Origin of the sequence: Bacteroides faecis MAJ27, assembly GCF_900106755.1 — a bacterium.
Classification (GTDB): Bacteria; Bacteroidota; Bacteroidia; order Bacteroidales; family Bacteroidaceae; genus Bacteroides; species Bacteroides faecis.
Map to the genome: position 1 here is coordinate 115,384 of NZ_FNNN01000005.1, position 21,669 is coordinate 137,052.

Sequence of the window (21,669 nt, forward strand, 5' to 3'; positions counted from 1 at the left end):
AAACCTGTTTTTATGAAACGATTCTACTCGAGACAAACTACATACAAAACAAAGCTAACAATGCAAAAGTTATTTTTTAAACGGCTATCTTTATGCCTTCTTTTTTATTACAATACCGCTTGCATTGTTGGCAAAGGTCATATCCCAGCATGGCTCCCAGAATGAAATCTTCCTCAGCTGTCAGTTGGTTTAAGGGACGAATGATGATGTGCCGCATGGCTTCCATGCATTCAGGCTTGCCAAAAAACAGGTTAATCTTGTTAGTACCTACTTCTTGTATCATATAACTGATCTTCTGATTCTTCAGCCGGCGGATAGCAAATTCTTCGTGCTCTCTGCTCATCGTATAGAGTACCATATTGCGTACGCCTTTCTTGAACTCATAAATGTGGTTGAGGAAAATCCGGATTTCTCCGGGAATGATTCTTTCGGTAGCCATAATGCAAACTGTTATTTAATATGGAGATAAAGATTAGCTGATTTCTTGCTTTATTTGTTCAGCCCATGTGCTGATACGTTCATCGGTCTGACCGTCTTCATTGACTTCGTCGAGTGGGAGACCCACGAATTTACCGTTCACGACAGCGGTAGAAGAATCGAATGTATAACCGGCAGTGTCTACTGCTCCACAAAACTTGCAATGAGTGCCTTTCAACTCTTCATAAAGAATTCCGATGGCATCACAGAAAGTATCACTGTAAGAATCGGAATCACCGCAACCAAACAAGGCTACATGTTTGTGAGACAGGTCGCATTTCTTTAAAACTTTAACTCCGTCATACCAGTCGTCCTGTAATTCTCCGGCTCCCCATGTGGAGCTACCTAATACCAATACATCATATTCATTAACCAAAGCTTCAGTGAGTTTGGATACATCATAAATATGTGTGGAAGGAACTTCTAGTTTTTCTGCAATCCGACGGGCGAGGTCTTCTGTTGTTCCGGTTGTGGAACCATAAAATACTCCAATTTTATTCATCTTTGATTCTATTTTAATGTGATGGTGCAAAGATAGAGGGTATCGGAGACATAGAAAATCCCCATTTATAATGGAATAATTGCTTCATTCTCATTATAAATGGGGATAAAATAGAATATGGAACTGTAAATTAGTTGAGACCAATCCTTTTTAATGGTGGAACAGGCGAATACCTGTGAATGCCATCGCCATATTATACTTGTCGCAAGTACTGATAACATGGTCATCGCGTACAGAACCACCCGGCTGTGCGATATAGCTTACACCGCTTTTATGCGCGCGTTCGATATTGTCTCCGAAAGGGAAGAATGCGTCAGAGCCTAAAGCCACTCCTGTCATTGTATCCAGCCACGCACGTTTCTCTTCACGGGTCAGCACTTCCGGCTTTTCTGTGAAGAATTGCTGCCAGATACCTTCTGCTAATACATCGTCGTGATCTTCTGAGATATAAACGTCAATCGTATTGTCACGGTCTGCGCGGCGGATCTTTTCAATCCAGGGCAGATTCATCACTTTCGGGTGTTGGCGGAGATACCAGATATCAGCTTTGTTTCCGGCAAGGCGTGTACAGTGGATACGTGACTGTTGTCCGGCACCGATACCAATCGCTTGTCCGTCTTTTGCATAGCATACGGAATTGGATTGTGTATATTTTAAGGTGATTAGTGCAATAATCAGGTCACGCTTTGCTTCAGCCGGAATTTCTTTGTTTTGCGTAGGCATTTCTTTCAAAAGACTCTCGTCTATTTTCAGTTCGTTTCTGCCTTGCTCAAAAGTAACTCCAAAAACATCTTTATGCTCAATAGGGGCCGGACGGTAAGCCGGATCTATTTTGATGACATTGTAAGTTCCTTTTCTTTTGTTTTTTAGAATTTCCAGGGCTTCGGGAGTATAATCAGGTGCAATTACACCATCAGATACTTCACGATTGATGATGCGTGCTGTTTCTTCGTCACAAGTGTCGGACAGTGCGATAAAGTCTCCGTAAGAAGACATACGGTCGGCACCACGTGCACGTGCATAGGCAGTAGCCAGTGGCGATAGTTTTACATCATCTACAAAATAGATTTTCTTCAGCGTGTCGCTCATTTCTACGGCAACAGCAGCCCCTGCCGGGCTGACGTGTTTGAATGATGCAGCCGCCGGAAGGCCGGTAGCTTCTTTCAGTTCTTTTACTAGTTGCCAACTGTTGAATGCATCCAACAGATTGATATAACCGGGGCGTCCGTTTAATACCTCAATAGGTAGTTCGCCTTCTTTCATGAAGATACGGGCAGGCTTTTGATTCGGGTTGCAGCCGTATTTCAGTTCGAGTTCGTTTGCCATATTTTTAATTATGAATTACTGATTACAGATTGATAGCGACAAAATTACTAAAAAAAGAATAGCCAGCCTACACTCCTGTTATAAATTAGTAACATGTAATTAGTATTTGGAAAACTGTAAACAGCGAAAATACCTATTTGTGGTGATTGCATATCCTCGAAATATTCCGTTTCTTTGCAGTCGCTAATATAAATAGGTGTAAATGGATAATTTGCAAAAATACAAACCAACTGATAAGATGATCGATCTCATCAGTGATAACTATTCCTTGTTACAAGTGATGAGCCGTTTCGGTCTTTCGTTGGGATTTGGTGACAAGACAGTGAAAGAAGTCTGTGAGCTCAATGGAGTAGATTGCCGGACTTTCCTGATTGTAGTCAATTTTATGTCTGAAGGTTTCTCCCGAATGGATGGAAGCAGTGAGGATATTTCTATTCCTGCACTGATTGATTATCTGCGGCAAGCCCATATTTATTTCCTGGACTTTTCTCTCCCTGCGATTCGTCGTAAATTGATTGAAGCAATTGACTGCTCACAGGATGATGTCGCTTTTCTGATCCTCAAATTCTTCGATGAATATACACGGGAAGTGCGTAAGCATATGGACTACGAAGAGAAAACGGTATTTAAGTATGTGGATGCGCTGATAAATGGCAATGCTCCCAGAAATTATCAGATCAGCACATTCTCCAAACATCATGACCAAGTGGGAGAGAAGCTGACAGAGCTGAAGAATATCATCATTAAATATTGTCCAGCCAAAACCAATGAGAATCTGTTGAACGCGGCTCTTTTCGATATATATGCTTGTGAGGCCGGTTTGGAATCTCATTGTAAAGTTGAAGATTATATTTTTGTTCCTGCCATTCTGAAGCTGGAAAGGAGGATTAGGGAAAATGAAAAATAACGAAGCCGTTCGAATAGCGATTGCCGAAACCTCAGTAATTATTCGAGGAGGGCTGACCGCTGCCTTGAAGCGCCTTCCTAATGTGAAGGTGCAGCCTATAGAATTACTATCGGTTGAAGCACTGAATGATTGTCTGCGTACGCAGTACCCGGAAATGTTGATTGTAAATCCTGCTTTTGGTGATTACTTTGATGTGAATCGGTTCCGGGAAGAAACTGCTGGCAAGAAAATACGTTTGATTGCCTTGGTTACTTCTTTCGTAGATGCCGCTTTGCTGAGTAAATACGATGAGTCTATTTCCATCTTCGATGACTTGGATATTCTTTCTAAAAAGATTCATGGACTGCTGAATCTGGTTTCGGAAGAAGAGGAGGTTGACAGTCAGGAAGCGCTTAGTCAACGAGAGAAAGAGATCGTGATTTGTGTGGTGAAAGGCATGACAAATAAGGAGATTGCGGAAAATCTGTTTTTATCTATCCATACTGTTATTACTCACCGTAGAAATATCAGCAAAAAGCTACAGATACATAGTGCGGCTGGATTGACTATTTATGCCATTGTAAATAAGCTTGTTACACTTAATGATGTGAAGGATTTATAACCTTCAAATTATGTTATAAAATCTGAAACCGTTTGCGAACACGGAAACTTTTCGTACCTTTGCAGAGCAGTTGAGAAATTGCTATTAGTTTAAAAGGTAAAAGAAAAGATTATTAAGGTATTAGATTTAAATAATAAAGGTATTAAATTTTTTAGTGTTCAATAGGACATTTTTTGGTAAAAGGTAAAAAGGATAGCAATAGGTAAGAAGTTTAAAAGGTAAAAAGAAGATTGGTTTTCAGGAATTGAGGTAATAAAAGAAAAGCCTTCCTGGCTTTTCTGATGCTGTGGCGAGTGGTTCCCTTTTAGGAATTGACTCGTTTTTTTGTTTATAGATGCGGGGCACCGGAAAAGAAACAAACTGAAAACAACCGGGGTTTCGGATTGATCCTAAAGAATCGATATAAAAACAAAATCCCGACGAAATCGCTTCGGCGGGACTCTATTTCATTTTTTACTTAAATGTGGCTACGTAATAAAATTATGACTAATTAATTCAATTCTGATACTGCAAAGATAGTGTGTTTCAGTATCTGTCACAATCCCCTTTATGAGGTATATTGCGTAGTTGTTCTCACTATTAATAATTAGAGGTAGGTATCATTTTACTTTTTTCCACTCTTTGGTTGCGAAATCATAGGATTTGATCACTTTTGCAGGGCATCCGGCACAGATAGAGTATGCCGGGATGGAGCGGCTGACAACGCTTCCGGCAGCTACTACACTGTGTTTTCCTAGAATTACTCCCGGTAGTATGACAGAATTTGCTCCTATCCACACATCATCTTCAATAGTAACGGGTTGGGTACTTACTCCCTGTTCATCGATTAATTTCTCCGCATCTTGATAATTGTGATTAAGTCCTGTGACTGTTATATTCTGGGCAAGATTCACATGGTTTCCTATGCGAACCGGACCGATTAGGGTATTTCCCAGTCCGATACGGGTATAATCTCCAATAAATAAGTCTCCCACCGCATTATTAAGGCAGCAGAAATCCTCTACTACTGAATAACATCCTAACGAGAACTGATTGAAAGGAGGAAGGTCTTTGCGGACACTGCGATAAATAACGGAACCTTTTCCACGTTTCAGATATACAAAATAGAAGAGTCGTATCCACCAGTTGGGACGTGTTTTTACAGGATGCATAATAAAACGGTGTACAGCTTTTTTTAATGCTGGATTCTGTTTGATTCGCTGTTTTAGTGTCTTTTTCTCCATATTGAATGTTTTTGCTTTTTTTTATCTTCTACTAAATAATCCGGTATTGCCAGGCTGTATGTTATTGCCGATCCTAAGAGCAGTATCCACCATTTGAGCGACGAAGTCCAGCTGTATCCTGTTATCAATAAAGTCCAGATGCTGACAAAGGTACACAATTTTATCGGAGAAGGGATCAGTTGTTGGGCTATGCGGTTACAGAAATTCCAGTTTCCCTCTAATAGAGATGGCAATAGATAAGAGAGAGTCTTTCGTATGCGTCTGCGATAAGGATAAACAGGAGCTGAATCACAGTATACAATTACGTCAGGTAGGTATTCAATATATATATTCTGTTTGAATAACTTTCGTTCGAGATTTGTTCTGGCAGTTTTTTGATTCTTTTGTAGCCATTCCAGGTCAAAAGCCATATTGGTTCCGAAGAGGTTTGAAGAAAAGCCGATCTGAGTATTTCCTGATCTGAAGAGACTATTGTTTATTTCTTCGGATAGGACATGAAAATGTTTTCGAATTCCTTTATGTTCATTGACAACTGTATGTAGTTGTATGGCTTGTATTCCGGCATCGTAGGCATTATAAATCTTTTCTAGAAAATGGGATGATAAAGAACTGCTCTTGTCAGAAAGAAGAATAACTAACTTATATCGTTCTTTATCCAATGAATGAATTGCTTCCAGCAAGTCTTTGTATGTGATGAACTCATATGCTTCTTGATACATTGAAGGAAGAAGACTTCCGGCTGGAACCAATATAGCGCAATGATATTGTTTTTGAGCTTTAGGGTAATTTGTTCGTTTGAAATGTGAAGCAACAACCAATATGAAAAGATATAGGAGCAAAAGTCCTATACAAAAAAATAAAAAATCATCTGTTATGTAGATAAAGTTATCCATTCTGTAGTGAATGAGTTATACGTTCTCTTTTTGAACAAATGCAGTAACTGTTTTCAGAATGATTTTTATGTCCAGTCCGAAGGAGAATGTTTTTGCATATTGGATATCCAGTTGCTTGCGTTCTTCCGCAGAGAGTTTGCCTGCTTCACCTCTTTTTTCAACCTGCCATAGTCCGGTAAGTCCGGCGGGTCCCATGAACCGGTCGATATGTTCATCGCTGGTCAGTAACTCTGCTTCGTAAAGTGGGAGAGGGCGATTACCTACTATAGACATATCTCCTTTGAGGATATTGATAAGCTGTGGTAGTTCATCAATGCTGTATTTACGTATGAAACGCCCTACCTTTGTTATTCTTGGGTCATTTTCCAATTTTACAAAAGCGTTGCTCTTCTCTTTCGATTTTTTGTGAATATAGTCTTCTTCCGAAATAACGAAATCATCGGATATCAGGAGGATTTCTTCTTCATCTGCTTCTTCAGATATGCCGGATTCTTCTCCCCAGATATCATCTTCTTCCTGTTCTTCCTGCTGATACTGGTTGAGAGCATTAAAATCCTTCAGATGTTTATCGGCGTCGGTATACATCGAACGAAATTTGAGAAAATCGAATATCAGGTAGTTGCTTCCTACACGTTTGGATTTGTAGATAATCGGTCCTTTACTCTCCATGCGAATAGCTATAGCTGTGGCTATTAAAAGAGGAGAGAGAAAAAGTAATGCTATTCCGGAAAAGATTATATCAAAGATTCTTTTCCATGTGGGCAGACAAAAAGCATTCAGATTTTGTGTTTTGAGTTGTAGAGCCTCTATTTTTTGCTCTTTTCTACGTGTGAGGAAAGTTGATAAATCTTTTAGTACTTGACTGTTGGTTTCGTACTTAATAGTGTTGTTAACCCCCGCTTTCAGGTATTCTGTAGCTTCTTCCTTAGTGATGCTATCTATAACCAGTACCATATAAAGTCCCGGATATCTTTTGCGCAGAGAACGGATATCCGCGATATCTTTTGATAGTTCGATCTGCTCAATAAATAAAGCTGCATCGTATTTTTCTCGTATCTTGTCTAACACTTTAGTTGCTTTATGGCAGTTTGGTGCTGCATAGAATACTCCGGTACTTAACTTCGAAAACAGTTCTATCGTTTTGTTGTGTCTACCTATGTAAACAAAATATTGCATTTAAAGGCTGTATTAGTCGATAATCTTTTTGATTCGGATTTTTAGTTCCAAAGGATTGAATGGCTTCAGGATATAGTCCTCTGCTCCTTCTTCCAGTAATTTAATTCTTTCCGTAGTACTTTCTTCGCTGGATAGCATAACGATAGGAATTGACTTGAATAACTCATTGGCTTTCATATATCTGAGGAATTCATCTCCTCTCATTAACGGCATACGGATATCGGAAATAATGAGATCGGGTACATTACCTTCATTAAGCCAATCTATTGCTTTAATAGGATTTTCCAAGTACATAACATCGTAATCTTTACCTAAATATATACTTGCAACTTTTCCAATAGTCGCTTTATCATCAACTAATAGTATTTTTTTTTTCATACAAATAGAACCTTTCTATTGCCTGCTTTGTTACTTGATTTATATAGATTAAATTGAATCTCTTGTATTTGTTTCACTTCGTGCAAATATATATATAATTTTAGAATAAACTTTCAATTAGCAGAAGTAAAATTCATAGAAACTATTATTTTTATTTATTAATAGGACATATCAGATGCGTTTAGTGAGGAAAAAACACGGATTTCATGATTTTTATGAAACCCGTGCTGATAAGGGAGGTTAGTTTTTATTTGTTTGGAATACTTTATTTACATCAAAATCATTCCACCATTTTTCATTTTCTGTGCCACCGCTCGTAACCCAGTCACCGAATTGTGAATAGGCAGTCTTGATATTTACATACTCTAAAGGCCATTTGAAATTAGAAGGAACCATAATGCCCCATGCTAGATTCTCTTTACTTATGTAGTATTTCTTACTGCCCGAATGACTGTTGTCGTTGTTTCCGCCAAACAGATCTGTATTTGCCAGCTTTGTTGGTTGATATCCTGCAACATGTATTTCCTTTCGTTGGTTTCTATTGCCATCCACAATAATAAAGACATTCAGTTTATTGATATTGAAAGCCTCTGCTGATATTGTCGGATTATTGAATACAATAGAGAAACTGATATTTTTAGGTTTGGTATTACCAGCGTAATCTGAAAACGTATTAATCTGTTCATATCGATCTCTTCCCAATACTTTATGGGCGTCATCAAACAAAGGTATTACAGCATAATCCTGACCATTTTCAATATTGTTATTATTCAGATTGAAGTTTCTGACAAGAGTCTTGTCGTTGAATTCTACTGATTGGGTAATTGCTGTGGCAGGCACATTGTCCAGCATGATAGCTGCTCCGATGCTTTTTGTTGCTCCGGCTGCGGATAGGTCAATACTCAATTCGAACTTTGTTACCTTATTTTTTTTATTAGTGAATATTTGCCTTTTCTGAATGGTCAAGACGATGTCATTCATGTCATAATCTCCATATAATGGCCATTGATCTTCAAAAAGGTAGGTGTAATTCTGATTATCTTCCACTTCAATGGGGAATTCCGGATTTACAGGTGGAGTAGGAGTCCCTCCATTATATCCGTTACTACATTCGGACTCAGGTATTGAAACAGTGTTTTTACCTTCTTCTCCCCATTCTGCTCCACCTGTCATTGTCCAACATATATTCCAGTCATCTATCTTTTCAATTACATGATCAGAACAAACTATCTGGAGGTTACCTGAATAATGGATAAGATTTGGGCTTAATGTTTTAGCGACAGCTTTCTTAATGATCAGGAGTGCTTTTTCAGCTCCTGTCCCTTTAAATCCTTTGTCTTTGTCTTGGTATCCGTATTTAGCTTTTTCTGTAATTTCAAACAGTGCTTTAGCTCCTAATTCTATTTTTGCATTGTTCATGTATAGCTCTTTGCATTGGACAAAGCCGCCACCATCAACTATTAAATGACCTTCTGTCATTTCAAATTCATCAGTTACTATCAGTTTACATTTATTATAACAATAGTCATTCCATGCAGATATTTTCATATCTTCTGTGGTCCATGATCCTTCATTAACCCAAGAAGCTCCGGTACTGTTGATTACTGTTTCCTCTGCTTCTATAGTACCCGTGTTAATTATGTGACTATTTCCTTGAGCATATATTTCCTCCGCTTTTAAGTTTCCAGAATTGGATATCGTGCTTTGACCATTTTCTCCACTTAATCTGTCTTCAATGTTGGCAGTACCAGCATTGAAGAAGGTAGAAGAGTTGGTGCAGATTAATTTTTCGGCAGTAATTGTTCCTAAATTGTAAAGTTTATAATTATTGTCTAATTGTATTGTTTTAGTTACTGTCAAAGTTGCTCCAGTACCAATCGTAATCATGCAATTGGCTTGTCCGTTATTTTGGGCCTGAGGCATGGAAACTTTTTTCCCAGGGAGAATATATAAACAAGAGCCTTCAGTAAGATAAATCTGCTCAGATAGTTCAATATCTTCAGTTATATATAATTTTATATTTTTTATCCATAAACTGATTCTCTTCGTGGAAGAAGTAACTTTATAGCTGTTGCCTTCTACGCATTTTTCAGCGTTAAAATTTTCAATGTTACTAGGACATTCTAAAGGAAATAAAGACGTATCATCGGGATTGGGGTCTGTTATTGTGGTAAAACCGCGAGTCGTAGCAGCAAGACTCCGCACAGAAGGTGTAGTTGTTTTGAAATTGCAGTTGGCAATTCCATCTGTAATCTCTGCTGTTCTGATAGTAGCAAGTCCCGTTGGAGTGATTTCTTTTACAAAAATAGTTTTGATTGTACTTTCGATTGAAATTTCTGATGTATATGGTTCATTTCCTTTGGCTACACCTTTATCTAGAAGGTGTGCATTTGGCGAAATAATAGGATTTGTATCATATATCTCAACTACATAATAAAATTCATCATCAGTCTGAGCATTAACTTCTACATTGACTTTTACATTGGAGGTTGTTGCCCAATTAAATCCATCCGGTGCAGCAAAACCATCCCCCATTGGATTGGATGTCTGATAAGACGGATCATATAAATCCTTTTCAGAATCTACACAACTGAATAACATACTTACTATTGCTATCGCAATAACCGGCGTAAGCAGAATTGTTTTTTTCATCATAATGTCTATTGTTTGATTGTTCTTTTGTTTGTTGCAAAGATAGTTGTATATTTTGAATTAAAGATGTATTTTTTGATATTTATTGTGTGGAAAACAACTATATTTCCGTTTTGGTTCACTTTTTTCGAAAAGTGAAAAGATGTTTGTCTTGTTTTTCTTTTGTCGAAACATTAGATAGTAACAATCAGGGGATTACTATGATGGTTATTTCTCTAAGGTTTGGTTATTTCTCCTATTAAACAAGAGTTCATTTTGTATCGTATCTCTTTATTAGGCAGTCCGTGTCCTAGCAAAAACATTAGTTTGGTTACAGCACATTCTGGAGTGCTGTCATATCCGCTGATGACGCCTGCTTCTAACAGATGCATTCCTGTTTCATAACGCCCCATTTCTACTGCTCCGGAAGCGCATTGCGTGATGTTTACAATAATAATTCCACGATCAGTAGCCTCTTTTAATTCCCGGATGAACCATTCTTTTTGTGGTGCATTTCCTGATCCGAAAGTTTTCATAACAACAGCTTTTAATCCTGGAACATGGAGAAGTGAATGAATGATTTCCTCCTGAATGCCGGGAAAGAGAGTTAGTATGACTACATTCGTATCAAATAGATAATGTGGCTTTAACGGTTTGTCAGGGTCGGGTTTGCGAATAAGATTAGGTTCGTATTTAATGTGAATGCCCACACGTGCCAATGGCGGATAATTGAAAGACCGGAAGGCATTAAAGTTCTCGGCATTAATTTTTGTAGTACGATTGCCGCGCATCAGATGGTTTTCGAAGAAAATGCATACTTCGGGGACAATAGCCGTACCGTCCGGATTCTTGGCAGCGGCAATTTCGATTGCTGTAATCAGATTTTCTTTTCCGTCTGTACGCAGTGTTCCGATAGGCAACTGAGAACCGGTAAGAATAACAGGTTTATTCAGATTTTCGAGCATGAAACTCAGTGCAGAAGCTGTATAGGCCATTGTATCTGTTCCATGTAGAATTACAAAGCCGTCGAAGTAGTCGTAATTATAGTTGATTATTTTTACAAGTTTCGCCCAATAAGCAGGTTCCATATCAGAAGAGTCGAGAGGGGGATCGAATTGATAGGAAGAAATGCGATAGTTGAATCTTTTCAGTTCAGGCACGTGTTTGAGCAAGTGGTCGAAATTAAAGTTTTCTAAGGCACCTGTCTCCGAATTTTCTATCATTCCGATAGTTCCACCTGTGTAAATTAACAAAACGGAAGGGGTCTCTATACTCATAATTGATAAATTTCTGTTAAAACGCTGACAAAGATATAGATTAATTGTGAATTATGAATAGTAAAAGATGAATTTGTTCGTAGTTTGCTGTGAAATGTTATAAATATGAATATTTATGCGAAAAGCTGCGATGGATTAAAAGAAAAAATGAGGTGAGTCATAAAAAGTAGTAAGGTAACTAAGATAATCGGGTAAAATCGTAATGCAAAGCAAAATGATGTTATCCGATTATTTTAGCTACTTGCTGTTAAGCTGTTTCCTATGGCTATCTGAGTGCTTCTTTCAGTTTTAGAATGGCTTTTTCCGGATCTTTTTCTTCTTCAAGCAGAGTGACAAAGCGGCTGCCTATAATAGCTCCGGAAGCATGTTCGCAAGCCGCTTGGAAAGTTGCTTTGTTAGAGATGCCGAACCCTACCATTAACGGGTTGCGCAAATTCATATCTTCAATCTTCTTAAAATAGGCACGCTTCTGTTCGTTGAAGTCTTGTTGTGCGCCCGTAGTTGCTGCAGATGAAACCATATAGATGAATCCATCTGTATGTGCATCAATCTCCCTTACCCGCTCTTCACTGGTTTCCGGGGTAATGAGCATGATTACTTTGATTCCATAACGCTCGGCAATGATGCGGTAGTGGTCTTGATAATCCCTAAAGGGCAAATCGGGGATGATAACACCATCTATTCCACATTCTACACATTGATGGCAGAAGTTTTCAAATCCGAACTGCATGATCGGGTTTAAATACCCCATAAATACCAATGGAATGTTTACATCCTGACGAATGTTGCGTAATTGTTCGAAAAGGATCTTTAATGACATTCCATTACGTAAAGCCTGAGTAGCCGCATTTTGGATAACAATACCGTCTGCCATAGGGTCACTGAATGGAATACCGACTTCGATCATACTGACTCCATGTTTTTCGAGCGTACGGATAACGTTGGCTGTTCCATCTAATGTAGGATCACCTGCACAAAAATAAATAGAAAGAATGTCTTTCTTGTTGCTATTGAAGAGTTGATTAATTCTGTTCATGACTATTGAAAATTTAAATTTATGATTTTAGTTCATTTAGAAACATCCGAATGCGTTCCGGGTCTTTTTCTCCTGCTTTCCGTTCGAAGCGGCTGTTCAGGTCGTAACCTGCCAGTCGGGGATGATTGAATTCTTTCAATGCGTTGGCACTGTGACAATTGATGCCGCCGCTCAATAAGAATGGAACTTGTCCGTTGTAGGTATGCAGGATATTCCAGTCGAATTGATTTCCTGAGCCACCATACTGCTCACATTTCGTATCAAACAGGAAGAGATTGCAAGCTTTTTCATACTCGCTTACATGATTCAAATCTTTCGGACGGGCTACGGAAAAAGCTTTGATGATTTTCAGACCGGAGGCGCGCAATGACTGGCAGTATTCCGGTGATTCTTTGCCGTGAAGCTGGATATATTCCAGTCCGAAACGATCGGCGTACATCGTGATTACTTTTTTGTCTTCATTCACAAAAACTCCGACACGGCGGGCATGAGTAGGCAAGTAGGCAGGAAGTTCGTAGAGATAACGGGGAGATTTGGGATAGAAAATAAATCCCATCATATCCACTTTCTGTAGTGATTCCACGTCCCGTATATTCTGGGCTTCACGCATACCGCATACTTTGATGATTTTTCCGTTGATCATAGGTCTGTCCGTTTTTGATGGTTAATAAATTTGTTGGATGGCTTTTAAGAAATTCTGCAAAGTTTCTCCCGGTTGTGGAGTTTTCATAAATGTTTCTCCGATAAGGAATCCCCGGAATCCCGCTGTCCGAAGACGTTTTACCACTTCCGGATCGGAAATGCCACTTTCCGATACCAATACTGTATTTAGTGGAAGTTGTCCTGCCAGCCGGAAAGAGTTCTCTACATCTGTGTAGAAAGTACCCAGATTGCGATTATTAATTCCTACCATGTCTATTTGGCTATTAATATAAGGCAATTCTTCCGTGCTATGTATTTCCAGTAATACTTCCAGTCCCAGTTCATGTGCCTGTTCCGCCAGTTCTTGACATTTCCCTTGTTCCAATGCGGCGGCAATAAGGAGTACAGCATCTGCGCCGACTATTTTAGCTTGATATAGCTGATATTCATCAATGATGAAATCTTTCCTTATAATAGGTATGTCGACTAAAGGACGTGCAGTGCGGATGTCTTTCAGGCTTCCTCCAAAGAATTTTTCATCAGTGAGAATAGAGAGGGCAGAAGCACCTGCAGTGACATAGGATGGAACAATTTCTTCGGGACGTGCCTCCTGCTTGATCCACCCTTTAGATGGCGAACGACGCTTAAATTCGGCAATGATACCGGAATCGGAAGAAGCTAAGGCTTTTTTCATGGAGTGGGAAGCCGGAATTTCATGGATACCTTCCTGCAATTGCTCGATGGAAATAGCTTGCTTCTGCAAATCAACTTCAAATCGCTTGTTAGCTATAATTTCGGATAATATATCTTTCATTTATTTTGAATTATTACTTATCACCTATTATTTATTATTCAATTCAATGAATTTCTTTAATGTAGTCAATGCCCGGCCACTTTCCAGAGATTCCTTAGCGAGGGTGATGCACTCTTCAATCGTTTTTTCCGGATGAACTACCTGAATAGCGAAAGCTGCATTAATAACAACTACGTTCTTTTGTGCTTCCGTAGCCGTATTATTCATGATGTTATCAAAGATTTTGGCGGCGTCTTCCGGTGTTTGCCCGCCATCCAGATCAGCATCTTGATAACGGGAAAATCCGAGACTTTCCGGAGTGTAGATCTTCTCATTCCCACAGGTTGCTACCTTGAACTCGTTTGTCAGAGAAATTTCATCATATCCGTCCAGACTATGGACAACTGCAAATTTAGTCTTACTTTCCTGATAAGTATAGGTATAAAGGCGCAAAAGCGGAAGATTATATACACCTAAGAGCTGATAAGCCGGTAATACCGGGTTAACCAACGGACCGAGCATATTAAAGAAGGTACGTACTGCCAGTCCTTTACGAATCGGGGCAACTGCTTTCAGTGCCGGATTAAACAATGGAGCATGCAGATAGGCGATATTACATAGTTCCATGCTGCGACGCATCTGGTCTACATCACTTGTGAATTTGACACCATGCTGTTCCATTACATTGCTGGCGCCACTGACTGAAGTTGCTCCATAATTGCCATGTTTCACCACCGGAATACCTGCTCCGGCTACTGTAAAGCAGGCGGCTGTCGAAATATTGAACGTATTTTTCCCATCACCTCCCGTGCCGACAATATCTATCGGAGAGAACTCGCTCAAGTCAACCGGAACCCGCATTTCCAATAATGCATCACGAAATCCGCATAACTCCTCTACAGAGATATTACGCATCAGAAAGACAGTGATCAGTGATGCCACCTGTACATCATTGTATTTTCCTTGTGCGATGTTTTGCAAGATAGTACGGGCTTCATCGCGTCCCAGATATTGGTGCTCGAAAAGTTTGTATAGAATCTGTTTCATAAGTTTATTCGTTTAAGAAGTTTTTGATAATTTCTTTTCCTTGTGGCGTCAGTACGGACTCGGGATGGAACTGGATTCCATGTACATTGTAGGTCTTATGGCATAGTGCCATAATTTGTCCTTCCCGGCTTTCTGCTGTTATCTCCAGGCATTCTGGAAAACCTTCCCGGCTGACTACCCAGGAATGATAGCGCCCGACAGGTATCTCTTTGCCTAATCCTTCAAAAAGTACCTCTTTCTGTAGGATACTGATCGGTGTCTGTACACCATGATATACTTCTTTCAGGTTTTCCAGATGTGCGCCAAAAGCCTCGCCGATAGCCTGATGCCCCAGACAAACGCCTAAGATACTCTTTGTCGGTGCATATCTTTTGATGACGGGCAATAACAATCCTGCTTCTTCAGGTATCCCCGGACCCGGCGAGAGAATAATTTTGTCAAATCGTTCCACTTCATCAAGGTCTATCTGGTCGTTGCGGGCTACTTCGATGTCTGTAGCTCTCAGTTCTTTCACTACATGCAACAAGTTGTAGGTGAAAGAATCGTAGTTATCTAAAAGTAATATTTTCATTTTGTTTTCATTGTAAAATTGTTGTTCAAATGGTTATTCTGACTTTTTCAGACGGGCTACTTTGAACGATTAGTTTTTTAAATTGACAGCCAAATCGATTGCTTTTTTCAGAGCTCCTAATTTATTGTTCACCTCTTGCAACTCGTATTCATCCTGGCTACGTGCTACGATGCCTCCTCCGGCTTGAAACCATAATTCATTATTCCGACTGACAAAAGTACGAATGGTAATCGCTTGATTTAGTTCTCCGTTTAGTCCGATAAAACCGATACAACCACCATAAGCACCTCGATTGTGAGGTTCAATTTCGCTAATCAACTGCATGGCACGTACTTTAGGTGCACCGCTCAATGTCCCCGCAGGGAAAGTATCGATGAAAGTTTTAATCTTATCCGCTCCTTCATTCAACTGGCCGCTTACACGGCTGACCAAGTGAATTACATGGCTGTAATACTGTGGCTCCTTATAAAACAATACCCGTACATCGTGACAGTTACGCGAAAGGTCATTTCTTGCCAGATCAACCAGCATCACGTGCTCTGCATTTTCTTTTGGATCTGCAAGGAGTGCTTCAGTCAGTTCGCGGTCTTTTACCGTATCTCCGGTACGGCGGGTTGTTCCGGCGATCGGGTCGATATAGGCACGTCCGTCTTCAATTTTACAATGTGTCTCCGGTGAAGAACCGAAAATACGATATCCTCCGAAGTCGAAATAGAAAAGATAAGGAGAAGGGTTGATACTTCGAAGAGCACGATAAACTTTGAAATCATCTCCGGCGTACGGTTGGACGAATCTTCTGGAAAGAACAATTTGAAAAACATCCCCACGCATACAATGTGCAATTCCCTTGCGAACATTCGCTTTATGTTCTTCATCGGAGATCGGACTGGTGACAGGACCTGTCACCGAGAAATTGTAAGAAGCATAATTCCTGTTCTCGATAGCAGCTTCCAGTTCCGGCAAACCGCTTTCTTCTCCTTCACCCAGCATCTCTACCAGAGTCAATTCATTCTTGAAGTGATTGAAAACAATGATATACTTATATAATATGTATAGCAAATCCGGAGCATCATTCTGTTCATCATGACTTTCTTTTACCGGAATATGCTCGAAATATTTTACCGCGTTGAACGTGGTATATCCGTAAAGTCCGCAAACATTTTTGTTCTCTCCGGTCACCAGAAACTGGCTGATGAATTGATTCATCGCTTTTTCTACGGTGAATGATTTGGTTAACGGTTCTTCCTTCCGGCTATTGTCGGGATAACTCGTCGTGACAATTCCACTATTGACACCTATACTTGCCAGTGGGCATAGAGCGATGAATGACAGGGAATTTTCTCCAGCATGGTAGTCGGAGCTTTCCATCAATGCGGATTGCGGATACATATCACGTACTTTCAGATAGATACTGACCGGAGTATGCATATCTCCGAGTACCTGTTTGCTATGGGCTGTATAACTGAATGTTTTCATTTTTATAAATTCTAAATCCAAACTACAAATTAGATGTTGATAATCACTTTTCATTGAAAGACAAATAAGTTTCAATGTCCTTGTCGCCTCGTCCCGATACGGTCAGTACAACCACATCTTCCGGTTTGAACTTCAGTTTTTTCAGTGCACCGATTGCATGGGCAGATTCCAGTGCGGGAATGATTCCTTCAAGTTGGGTCAGTTCATAAGCGGCGTCTATTGCTTCGTCATCATTGACCGCCAATACGGTAGCACGTCTTTGAGCGGCAAGATTAGCGTGTATCGGACCGATTCCCGGATAATCCAGCCCAGCAGATATAGAGTAAGGCTCTTCAATCTGTCCGTCCTCGTTTTGGATAACGTAAGTACGTGCTCCGTGAATGATTCCCATTTTACCAAGTTGGATCGTAGCGGCGGTCATTCCGGTCTCTATTCCTTTCCCGCCTGCTTCTGCCAGAATGATGCCTACCCGTTCGTCGTTGATATAATGATAAATAGTTCCGGCGGCATTACTTCCTCCACCTACACAAGCTATCAGATAATCAGGGTAATCACGACCTTCTTTTTCCAAAAGTTGTTTTTTGATTTCTTCGCTGATTACAGATTGCAGTCGCGCCACCATGTCAGGATAAGGGTGAGGACCTACTGTAGAACCGATGATATAATAAGTGTCGGCAGGATGACAGCACCAGTCGCGGATCGCTTCGTTAGTCGCATCTTTCAGCGTCATATTTCCGGAAGTGACAGGGATTACCGTAGCTCCCAGCATCTTCATTTTTTCTACATTGATGTGTTGGCGTTCAACATCCGTTTTACCCATGTAGACGATACATTCCATATCCATCAGTGCACATACGGTAGCTGTAGCCACACCGTGTTGTCCCGCTCCGGTTTCGGCGATGATACGTTTCTTACCCATGCGTCGTGCCAGCAGAATCTGCCCGATGGTGTTATTGATCTTATGAGCACCCGTATGATTCAGATCTTCCCGTTTCAGATACATTTTGCAACCATACTTCTCTGAAAGCCGGCGTGCCAGATAGAGTGGGGAAGGACGTCCTACGTAGTCACGCAATAACTGGTCAAATTCTCTTTTAAATTCCTCACTTTCGAGTACTTCAAGATACCTGTTCTTTAATTCTTCTACACATTTGTGGAGAATTTCCGGTACATAAGCACCGCCGAACTCTCCGTAATAGCCATCCTGGTCAACTAAAAAACTTTTCATAATCCTATTTGTATTTATTGTTTTATTTATTCGATTTTCAAAACGGGTAAATAAAAAGAGCCCTGTCGCAGGTTGCGACAGGGCTCTTTCAAATCTGTTATATTTTTAATGAGGTATATACATACGAGCGCTGCTCCCTTACGACTGTCGGAGTTGTAACGGGCGCCACCACCAATATGTATTTACTAACATTGTTCTCATTGTCTTTCGTTATTTAATTGTTATTTAACGGGGGCAAATATAGACACTTTGTTTGAAACAACAAACAAAATCTGACTTTTTTTCTTTTTCTCCCTCATTTTTCTGATATAGAACAATTCTCAGTCAAATCTGTTCTTATAAATATTGAATATTTAAACAAAAACAATTATGAAACAGAGAAAAGTTTTAGTAGGTATAGCTATTGCTATTTTTATTATACTATTGTTGTATTGGTTATTGGTAGCTGAAGACATGAAACCGTGGTTGTCTGCTATGGTCCCTTCGGTAGCACAGCAATTCATTGTCTGATCTCCGGGAGGTTTCAGATAATTGGTGTATATTTGCAAGGTTAGTAACTAATAACCAAAATAACAACAATAGACAGATATGGAAAATTTTATCTTTCAGAATCCCGTAAAGCTGATTATGGGGCATGGAATGATTGCCCGACTGAGTAAAGAGATACCATCCGACAAACGTATCATGATTACCTTTGGTGGAGGCAGCGTGAAAAAGAATGGTGTGTATGATCAGGTGAAAGAAGCACTTAAACATCATTTTACAGTAGAGTTCTGGGGTATTGAGCCCAATCCTGCCATTGAAACGCTTCGAAAAGCGATAGCTTTAGGTAAGGAGCAGAAAATAGATTATTTATTAGCTGTGGGTGGCGGTTCGGTTATTGATGGTACGAAGCTGATTTCCGCAGGTTTGCTGTACGACGGTGATGCCTGGGACCTGGTACTTGCCGGACGCCCGGTAACCAAAACCGTTCCTCTTTCTACCGTACTGACACTCCCTGCTACAGGTTCGGAAATGAATAACGGAGCTGTTATCTCCCGTCACGAAACCAAAGAGAAATATCCTTTCTATTCCAACTTCCCTTTGTTTTCTATCCTCGATCCGGAAGTAACCTTTACTTTGCCTCCCCATCAGGTAGCCTGCGGATTGGCAGATACATTCGTTCATGTAATGGAACAATATATGACTGCCGCCGGACAGAGTCGTGTGATGGACCGTTGGGCGGAGGGAATTCTGCAAACTCTGGTGGAAATAGCTCCGAAGATTCGTGAGAACCAGCATGATTATCAACTGATGGCGGATTTTATGCTTTCGGCCACTATGGCATTGAACGGATTTATAGCAATGGGGGTATCTCAAGACTGGGCAACTCACATGATTGGTCATGAAATCACTGCATTGCATGGGCTGACGCATGGCCATACGCTGGTGATTGTTCTCCCCGCAACTTTGCGTGTGCTCCGGGAAGCAAAAGCGGACAAGTTATTGCAGTACGGTGAAAGAGTATGGAAGATCACTTCCGGAACGAAAGAAGAACGCATTGAGGAAACGATTCGTCGTACTGAAGAATTTTTCCGTTCATTAGGATTGACTACTCGTTTGCACGAAGAAAATATTGGTGAAGAGACCATTCTGGAAATTGAGCGTCGTTTTAATGAACGTGGTGCAAAGTATGGAGAAAATGAGAATGTGACAGGTGCTGTTGCCCGTAAAATATTGGAAACTGCTCTCTGATCACTTCTTCTTTTAATATAAACGAACAAAGCTGTCCGAAAAGGGTCTGTTTACTATCACTTTGATAGAGGTAAACGTACTTTTCGGACAGTTTTTTACTTATAAGCAGTATCAGACTTTATACTTTTTGATGCATCGGAAGTCTGAACCAGAAGCATGAACCTTCTCCTTCCCTGGAATTTGCTCCGATGGTACCTTCTAACCGTTCTACAATTACACGACAGATAGCTAACCCAAGTCCTGTACCCTTTGCAAATGTGTTTAACTTAACAAAACGTTCAAATACTTCGTCTATTTTATCTGCCGGTATTCCAATGCCTGTATCTTTTACATAGAAGTAAATTTCATCTTTTGTTTCATCAATCCTGTATCCCATTTGGATAGAACCTTCTGAAGTGAATTTCATTGCATTGTTTGTGAAGTTGATGATAACTTGTGAAAGACGTACGCGGTCTGTATGAAAAATACACTCTGTTGCTTTCTCCGTAAAAGTGATTGCTACATCGGGAGAAGTATTTTTCTCTTGCATTTGTCTGCAGATACCTTCCATTAACTCATTGATATCAGTAGGAGCAAAGGTAAATTCCATGGTGCCGGCTTCGATTTTGGACAGGTCGAGAATGTCATCTATCAATTGCAGCAACAGCTCATTATTACTGGATACTATCTTCATGTATTCCTGTTTCTCTTCCTCTTCACCCATTTGACAGATCATGTCAGAAAATCCAATAATCGCATTCAACGGAGTACGTATCTCGTGACTCATATTGGCAAGAAAGGCTGATTTCAGGCGATTTGATTCTTCCGCCCGTTCTTTGGCTTCCTGAAGCATTTTGTCCATTTTCAGTTTTTCGGTGATATCCTCGAAACGCAGCAGGCCGCCGATAATTTCTGTTCCTTCATGATCGTATACCGGAGTAGCTGTTACCTCAAAGTCTACCTGATCAATCCGGATGGTGTGACGTATGATTTTTCCTTGTTCAATCGCTTTCTGAAAGGCACATTGCCCGCATGGAGTATCGCGCAGTGCACTCGTTTTATAACAGATTTGTCCCGGTATATAACGCCTTCCTTTCACCATATTAGTAATTTGCGTTGTCTCTTCCCATTGTACCAGGTAGTTTTTATCGATATAGATGAGTCCGAAATTCACGCTCTTCAGTGCTAACTTCTGTTTGTTTAGTGCTTTTTCCAACTCTTCTTTGGCTGCAATCAATTCCCGTTCGTAGGTTTTCAACCGGGTGATATCCCATCGGACTACTAACAGCCATTTTTTCTTTTCTTTCCATTTGATGATTGATTTTACAGCGATTGTATCATGTGCTACTCCGTCTGCTGTACTGTAACTTTCTTCTGCCCGATATATCTTTCCTGCCTGTACAAGAGACTCATCCACTTCACGATATCTTCTGCCCCGTTCTTCTCCATAGATTTCATAATCAGTATATCCCACTGCTCCTTCCCGCTTGATACCGGATTGCAGTTCGGATTCTTTGTTCCAGTAGTAATATCGAAAGCTGTCCTGGATATCTTTTACCATAATAGGGAAAGGGAGATTATCAAGTATATCGAATAAAGAATGGTAGTAATTCTTTTCTTTTCCTGTATTCTTTTTCAGTTGTTTCAATCTGTATAATAAAAAGCAGATAATCAGGAGTAAAATGCCTATTAGTAAATAATAATAGCTCCAATGCTGGTCTGTATTCCAAATAATGGATAGGATATTGTTTGCCATAATTTATGTTTGTACT

Annotated in this window: 21 protein-coding genes; 4 read left to right on the plus strand and 17 right to left on the minus strand. The window is 40.0% G+C overall.

Annotated features, from left to right (window positions below; translation table 11 throughout):
- Positions 1-76 precede the first annotated feature (76 nt).
- The 3 genes from BLW31_RS06095 to BLW31_RS06105 form a co-directional block, all read right to left on the minus strand.
- Positions 77-439, minus strand: a complete 363-nt coding sequence (locus BLW31_RS06095) for a DUF2023 family protein (RefSeq protein ID WP_010538448.1) — start codon at positions 437-439, stop codon at positions 77-79.
- A 33-nt stretch (positions 440-472) separates the two neighbouring features.
- The gene (fldA, locus tag BLW31_RS06100) at positions 473-979 is read right to left on the minus strand and encodes a flavodoxin FldA (protein ID WP_010538447.1); all 507 of its coding nucleotides are present in this window, start codon (positions 977-979) and stop codon (positions 473-475) included.
- Positions 980-1,129: 150 nt separating this feature from the next.
- Positions 1,130-2,305: a phosphoribosylaminoimidazolecarboxamide formyltransferase gene (locus tag BLW31_RS06105; protein WP_010538446.1), complete on the minus strand. Its 1,176-nt coding sequence runs from the start codon at positions 2,303-2,305 to the stop codon at positions 1,130-1,132.
- A gap of 202 nt (positions 2,306-2,507) precedes the next feature.
- On the opposite strand from BLW31_RS06105, the gene BLW31_RS06110 reads away from it, so the two are divergent.
- Positions 2,508-3,212, plus strand: a complete 705-nt coding sequence (locus BLW31_RS06110) for a hemerythrin domain-containing protein (protein ID WP_010538445.1) — start codon at positions 2,508-2,510, stop codon at positions 3,210-3,212.
- The gene (locus BLW31_RS06115; protein ID WP_010538444.1) at positions 3,202-3,813 is read left to right on the plus strand and encodes a response regulator transcription factor; all 612 of its coding nucleotides are present in this window, start codon (positions 3,202-3,204) and stop codon (positions 3,811-3,813) included. The genes BLW31_RS06110 and BLW31_RS06115 overlap by 11 nt, the downstream gene beginning before the upstream one ends.
- Before the next feature lie 599 nt (positions 3,814-4,412).
- Here the strand turns inward: BLW31_RS06115 and BLW31_RS06120 are convergent.
- The 13 genes from BLW31_RS06120 to trpB form a co-directional block, all read right to left on the minus strand.
- Complete coding sequence (locus BLW31_RS06120; RefSeq protein ID WP_010538443.1) at positions 4,413-5,036, minus strand: acyltransferase; 624 nt, start codon at positions 5,034-5,036, stop codon at positions 4,413-4,415.
- On the minus strand, positions 5,018-5,755 hold the full coding sequence (locus BLW31_RS06125) for a glycosyltransferase family 2 protein (protein WP_371441465.1): 738 nt from the start codon (positions 5,753-5,755) through the stop codon (positions 5,018-5,020). Before BLW31_RS06125 ends, BLW31_RS06120 begins: the two co-directional genes overlap by 19 nt.
- A gap of 189 nt (positions 5,756-5,944) precedes the next feature.
- On the minus strand, positions 5,945-7,105 hold the full coding sequence (locus BLW31_RS06130) for a sugar transferase (protein ID WP_010538441.1): 1,161 nt from the start codon (positions 7,103-7,105) through the stop codon (positions 5,945-5,947).
- Between the two features lie 12 nt (positions 7,106-7,117).
- A complete protein-coding gene (locus tag BLW31_RS06135) occupies positions 7,118-7,483 on the minus strand; it encodes a response regulator (RefSeq protein ID WP_008763087.1) in 366 nt (121 codons plus the stop codon).
- Between the two features lie 240 nt (positions 7,484-7,723).
- Positions 7,724-10,138 carry an LruC domain-containing protein gene (locus BLW31_RS06140; protein ID WP_010538440.1) on the minus strand — a complete coding sequence of 805 codons (2,415 nt, stop codon included), beginning with the start codon at positions 10,136-10,138 and terminating at the stop codon, positions 7,724-7,726.
- A gap of 212 nt (positions 10,139-10,350) precedes the next feature.
- Positions 10,351-11,391 (minus strand): asparaginase, encoded by a 1,041-nt coding sequence (locus tag BLW31_RS06145; protein ID WP_010538439.1) that lies wholly within the window; start codon positions 11,389-11,391, stop codon positions 10,351-10,353.
- Between the two features lie 265 nt (positions 11,392-11,656).
- Complete coding sequence (trpA, locus tag BLW31_RS06150) at positions 11,657-12,427, minus strand: tryptophan synthase subunit alpha (protein WP_010538438.1); 771 nt, start codon at positions 12,425-12,427, stop codon at positions 11,657-11,659.
- A gap of 19 nt (positions 12,428-12,446) precedes the next feature.
- A complete protein-coding gene (locus BLW31_RS06155; protein ID WP_010538437.1) occupies positions 12,447-13,070 on the minus strand; it encodes a phosphoribosylanthranilate isomerase in 624 nt (207 codons plus the stop codon).
- 21 nt (positions 13,071-13,091) lie between these two features.
- Positions 13,092-13,883 (minus strand): indole-3-glycerol phosphate synthase TrpC, encoded by a 792-nt coding sequence (trpC, locus tag BLW31_RS06160; RefSeq protein WP_010538436.1) that lies wholly within the window; start codon positions 13,881-13,883, stop codon positions 13,092-13,094.
- Between the two features lie 27 nt (positions 13,884-13,910).
- Complete coding sequence (trpD, locus tag BLW31_RS06165) at positions 13,911-14,909, minus strand: anthranilate phosphoribosyltransferase (protein WP_010538435.1); 999 nt, start codon at positions 14,907-14,909, stop codon at positions 13,911-13,913.
- 4 nt (positions 14,910-14,913) lie between these two features.
- Positions 14,914-15,480, minus strand: coding sequence for an anthranilate synthase component II (locus BLW31_RS06170; protein ID WP_010538434.1), 567 nt, complete (start codon positions 15,478-15,480; stop codon positions 14,914-14,916).
- A 69-nt stretch (positions 15,481-15,549) separates the two neighbouring features.
- Positions 15,550-16,956, minus strand: coding sequence for an anthranilate synthase component I family protein (locus BLW31_RS06175; RefSeq protein ID WP_029425599.1), 1,407 nt, complete (start codon positions 16,954-16,956; stop codon positions 15,550-15,552).
- Between the two features lie 43 nt (positions 16,957-16,999).
- Entirely contained in the window at positions 17,000-18,184 is a 1,185-nt protein-coding gene (gene trpB / locus BLW31_RS06180) for a tryptophan synthase subunit beta (protein ID WP_010538432.1), read from the minus strand.
- A gap of 369 nt (positions 18,185-18,553) precedes the next feature.
- On the opposite strand from trpB, the gene BLW31_RS24380 reads away from it, so the two are divergent.
- The gene (locus tag BLW31_RS24380; protein ID WP_022301897.1) at positions 18,554-18,694 is read left to right on the plus strand and encodes a hypothetical protein; all 141 of its coding nucleotides are present in this window, start codon (positions 18,554-18,556) and stop codon (positions 18,692-18,694) included.
- 78 nt (positions 18,695-18,772) lie between these two features.
- On the plus strand, positions 18,773-19,918 hold the full coding sequence (locus BLW31_RS06190) for an iron-containing alcohol dehydrogenase (protein ID WP_010538431.1): 1,146 nt from the start codon (positions 18,773-18,775) through the stop codon (positions 19,916-19,918).
- A gap of 118 nt (positions 19,919-20,036) precedes the next feature.
- On the opposite strand, the gene BLW31_RS06195 is transcribed toward BLW31_RS06190, so the two are convergent.
- On the minus strand, positions 20,037-21,653 hold the full coding sequence (locus tag BLW31_RS06195) for a PAS domain-containing sensor histidine kinase (RefSeq protein WP_010538430.1): 1,617 nt from the start codon (positions 21,651-21,653) through the stop codon (positions 20,037-20,039).
- Positions 21,654-21,669: the final 16 nt, after the last annotated feature.

Coding starts and splice junctions, on each gene's coding strand:
- BLW31_RS06175 (WP_029425599.1), bottom strand. CDS start 16,956: ATGAAAACATTCAGTTATACAGCCCATAGCAAACAGGTACTCGGAGAT.
- trpD (WP_010538435.1), bottom strand. CDS start 14,909: ATGAAACAGATTCTATACAAACTTTTCGAGCACCAATATCTGGGACGC.
- BLW31_RS06195 (WP_010538430.1), bottom strand. CDS start 21,653: ATGGCAAACAATATCCTATCCATTATTTGGAATACAGACCAGCATTGG.
- BLW31_RS06170 (WP_010538434.1), bottom strand. CDS start 15,480: ATGAAAATATTACTTTTAGATAACTACGATTCTTTCACCTACAACTTG.
- BLW31_RS06135 (WP_008763087.1), bottom strand. CDS start 7,483: ATGAAAAAAAAAATACTATTAGTTGATGATAAAGCGACTATTGGAAAA.
- BLW31_RS06095 (WP_010538448.1), bottom strand. CDS start 439: ATGGCTACCGAAAGAATCATTCCCGGAGAAATCCGGATTTTCCTCAAC.
- fldA (WP_010538447.1), bottom strand. CDS start 979: ATGAATAAAATTGGAGTATTTTATGGTTCCACAACCGGAACAACAGAA.
- trpC (WP_010538436.1), bottom strand. CDS start 13,883: ATGAAAGATATATTATCCGAAATTATAGCTAACAAGCGATTTGAAGTT.
- trpA (WP_010538438.1), bottom strand. CDS start 12,427: ATGAACAGAATTAATCAACTCTTCAATAGCAACAAGAAAGACATTCTT.
- BLW31_RS06110 (WP_010538445.1), top strand. CDS start 2,508: ATGGATAATTTGCAAAAATACAAACCAACTGATAAGATGATCGATCTC.
- BLW31_RS06120 (WP_010538443.1), bottom strand. CDS start 5,036: ATGGAGAAAAAGACACTAAAACAGCGAATCAAACAGAATCCAGCATTA.
- BLW31_RS06155 (WP_010538437.1), bottom strand. CDS start 13,070: ATGATCAACGGAAAAATCATCAAAGTATGCGGTATGCGTGAAGCCCAG.
- BLW31_RS06140 (WP_010538440.1), bottom strand. CDS start 10,138: ATGATGAAAAAAACAATTCTGCTTACGCCGGTTATTGCGATAGCAATA.
- BLW31_RS06190 (WP_010538431.1), top strand. CDS start 18,773: ATGGAAAATTTTATCTTTCAGAATCCCGTAAAGCTGATTATGGGGCAT.
- BLW31_RS06105 (WP_010538446.1), bottom strand. CDS start 2,305: ATGGCAAACGAACTCGAACTGAAATACGGCTGCAACCCGAATCAAAAG.
- BLW31_RS06130 (WP_010538441.1), bottom strand. CDS start 7,105: ATGCAATATTTTGTTTACATAGGTAGACACAACAAAACGATAGAACTG.
- BLW31_RS24380 (WP_022301897.1), top strand. CDS start 18,554: ATGAAACAGAGAAAAGTTTTAGTAGGTATAGCTATTGCTATTTTTATT.
- BLW31_RS06115 (WP_010538444.1), top strand. CDS start 3,202: ATGAAAAATAACGAAGCCGTTCGAATAGCGATTGCCGAAACCTCAGTA.
- BLW31_RS06125 (WP_371441465.1), bottom strand. CDS start 5,755: ATGTATCAAGAAGCATATGAGTTCATCACATACAAAGACTTGCTGGAA.
- trpB (WP_010538432.1), bottom strand. CDS start 18,184: ATGAAAAGTTTTTTAGTTGACCAGGATGGCTATTACGGAGAGTTCGGC.
- BLW31_RS06145 (WP_010538439.1), bottom strand. CDS start 11,391: ATGAGTATAGAGACCCCTTCCGTTTTGTTAATTTACACAGGTGGAACT.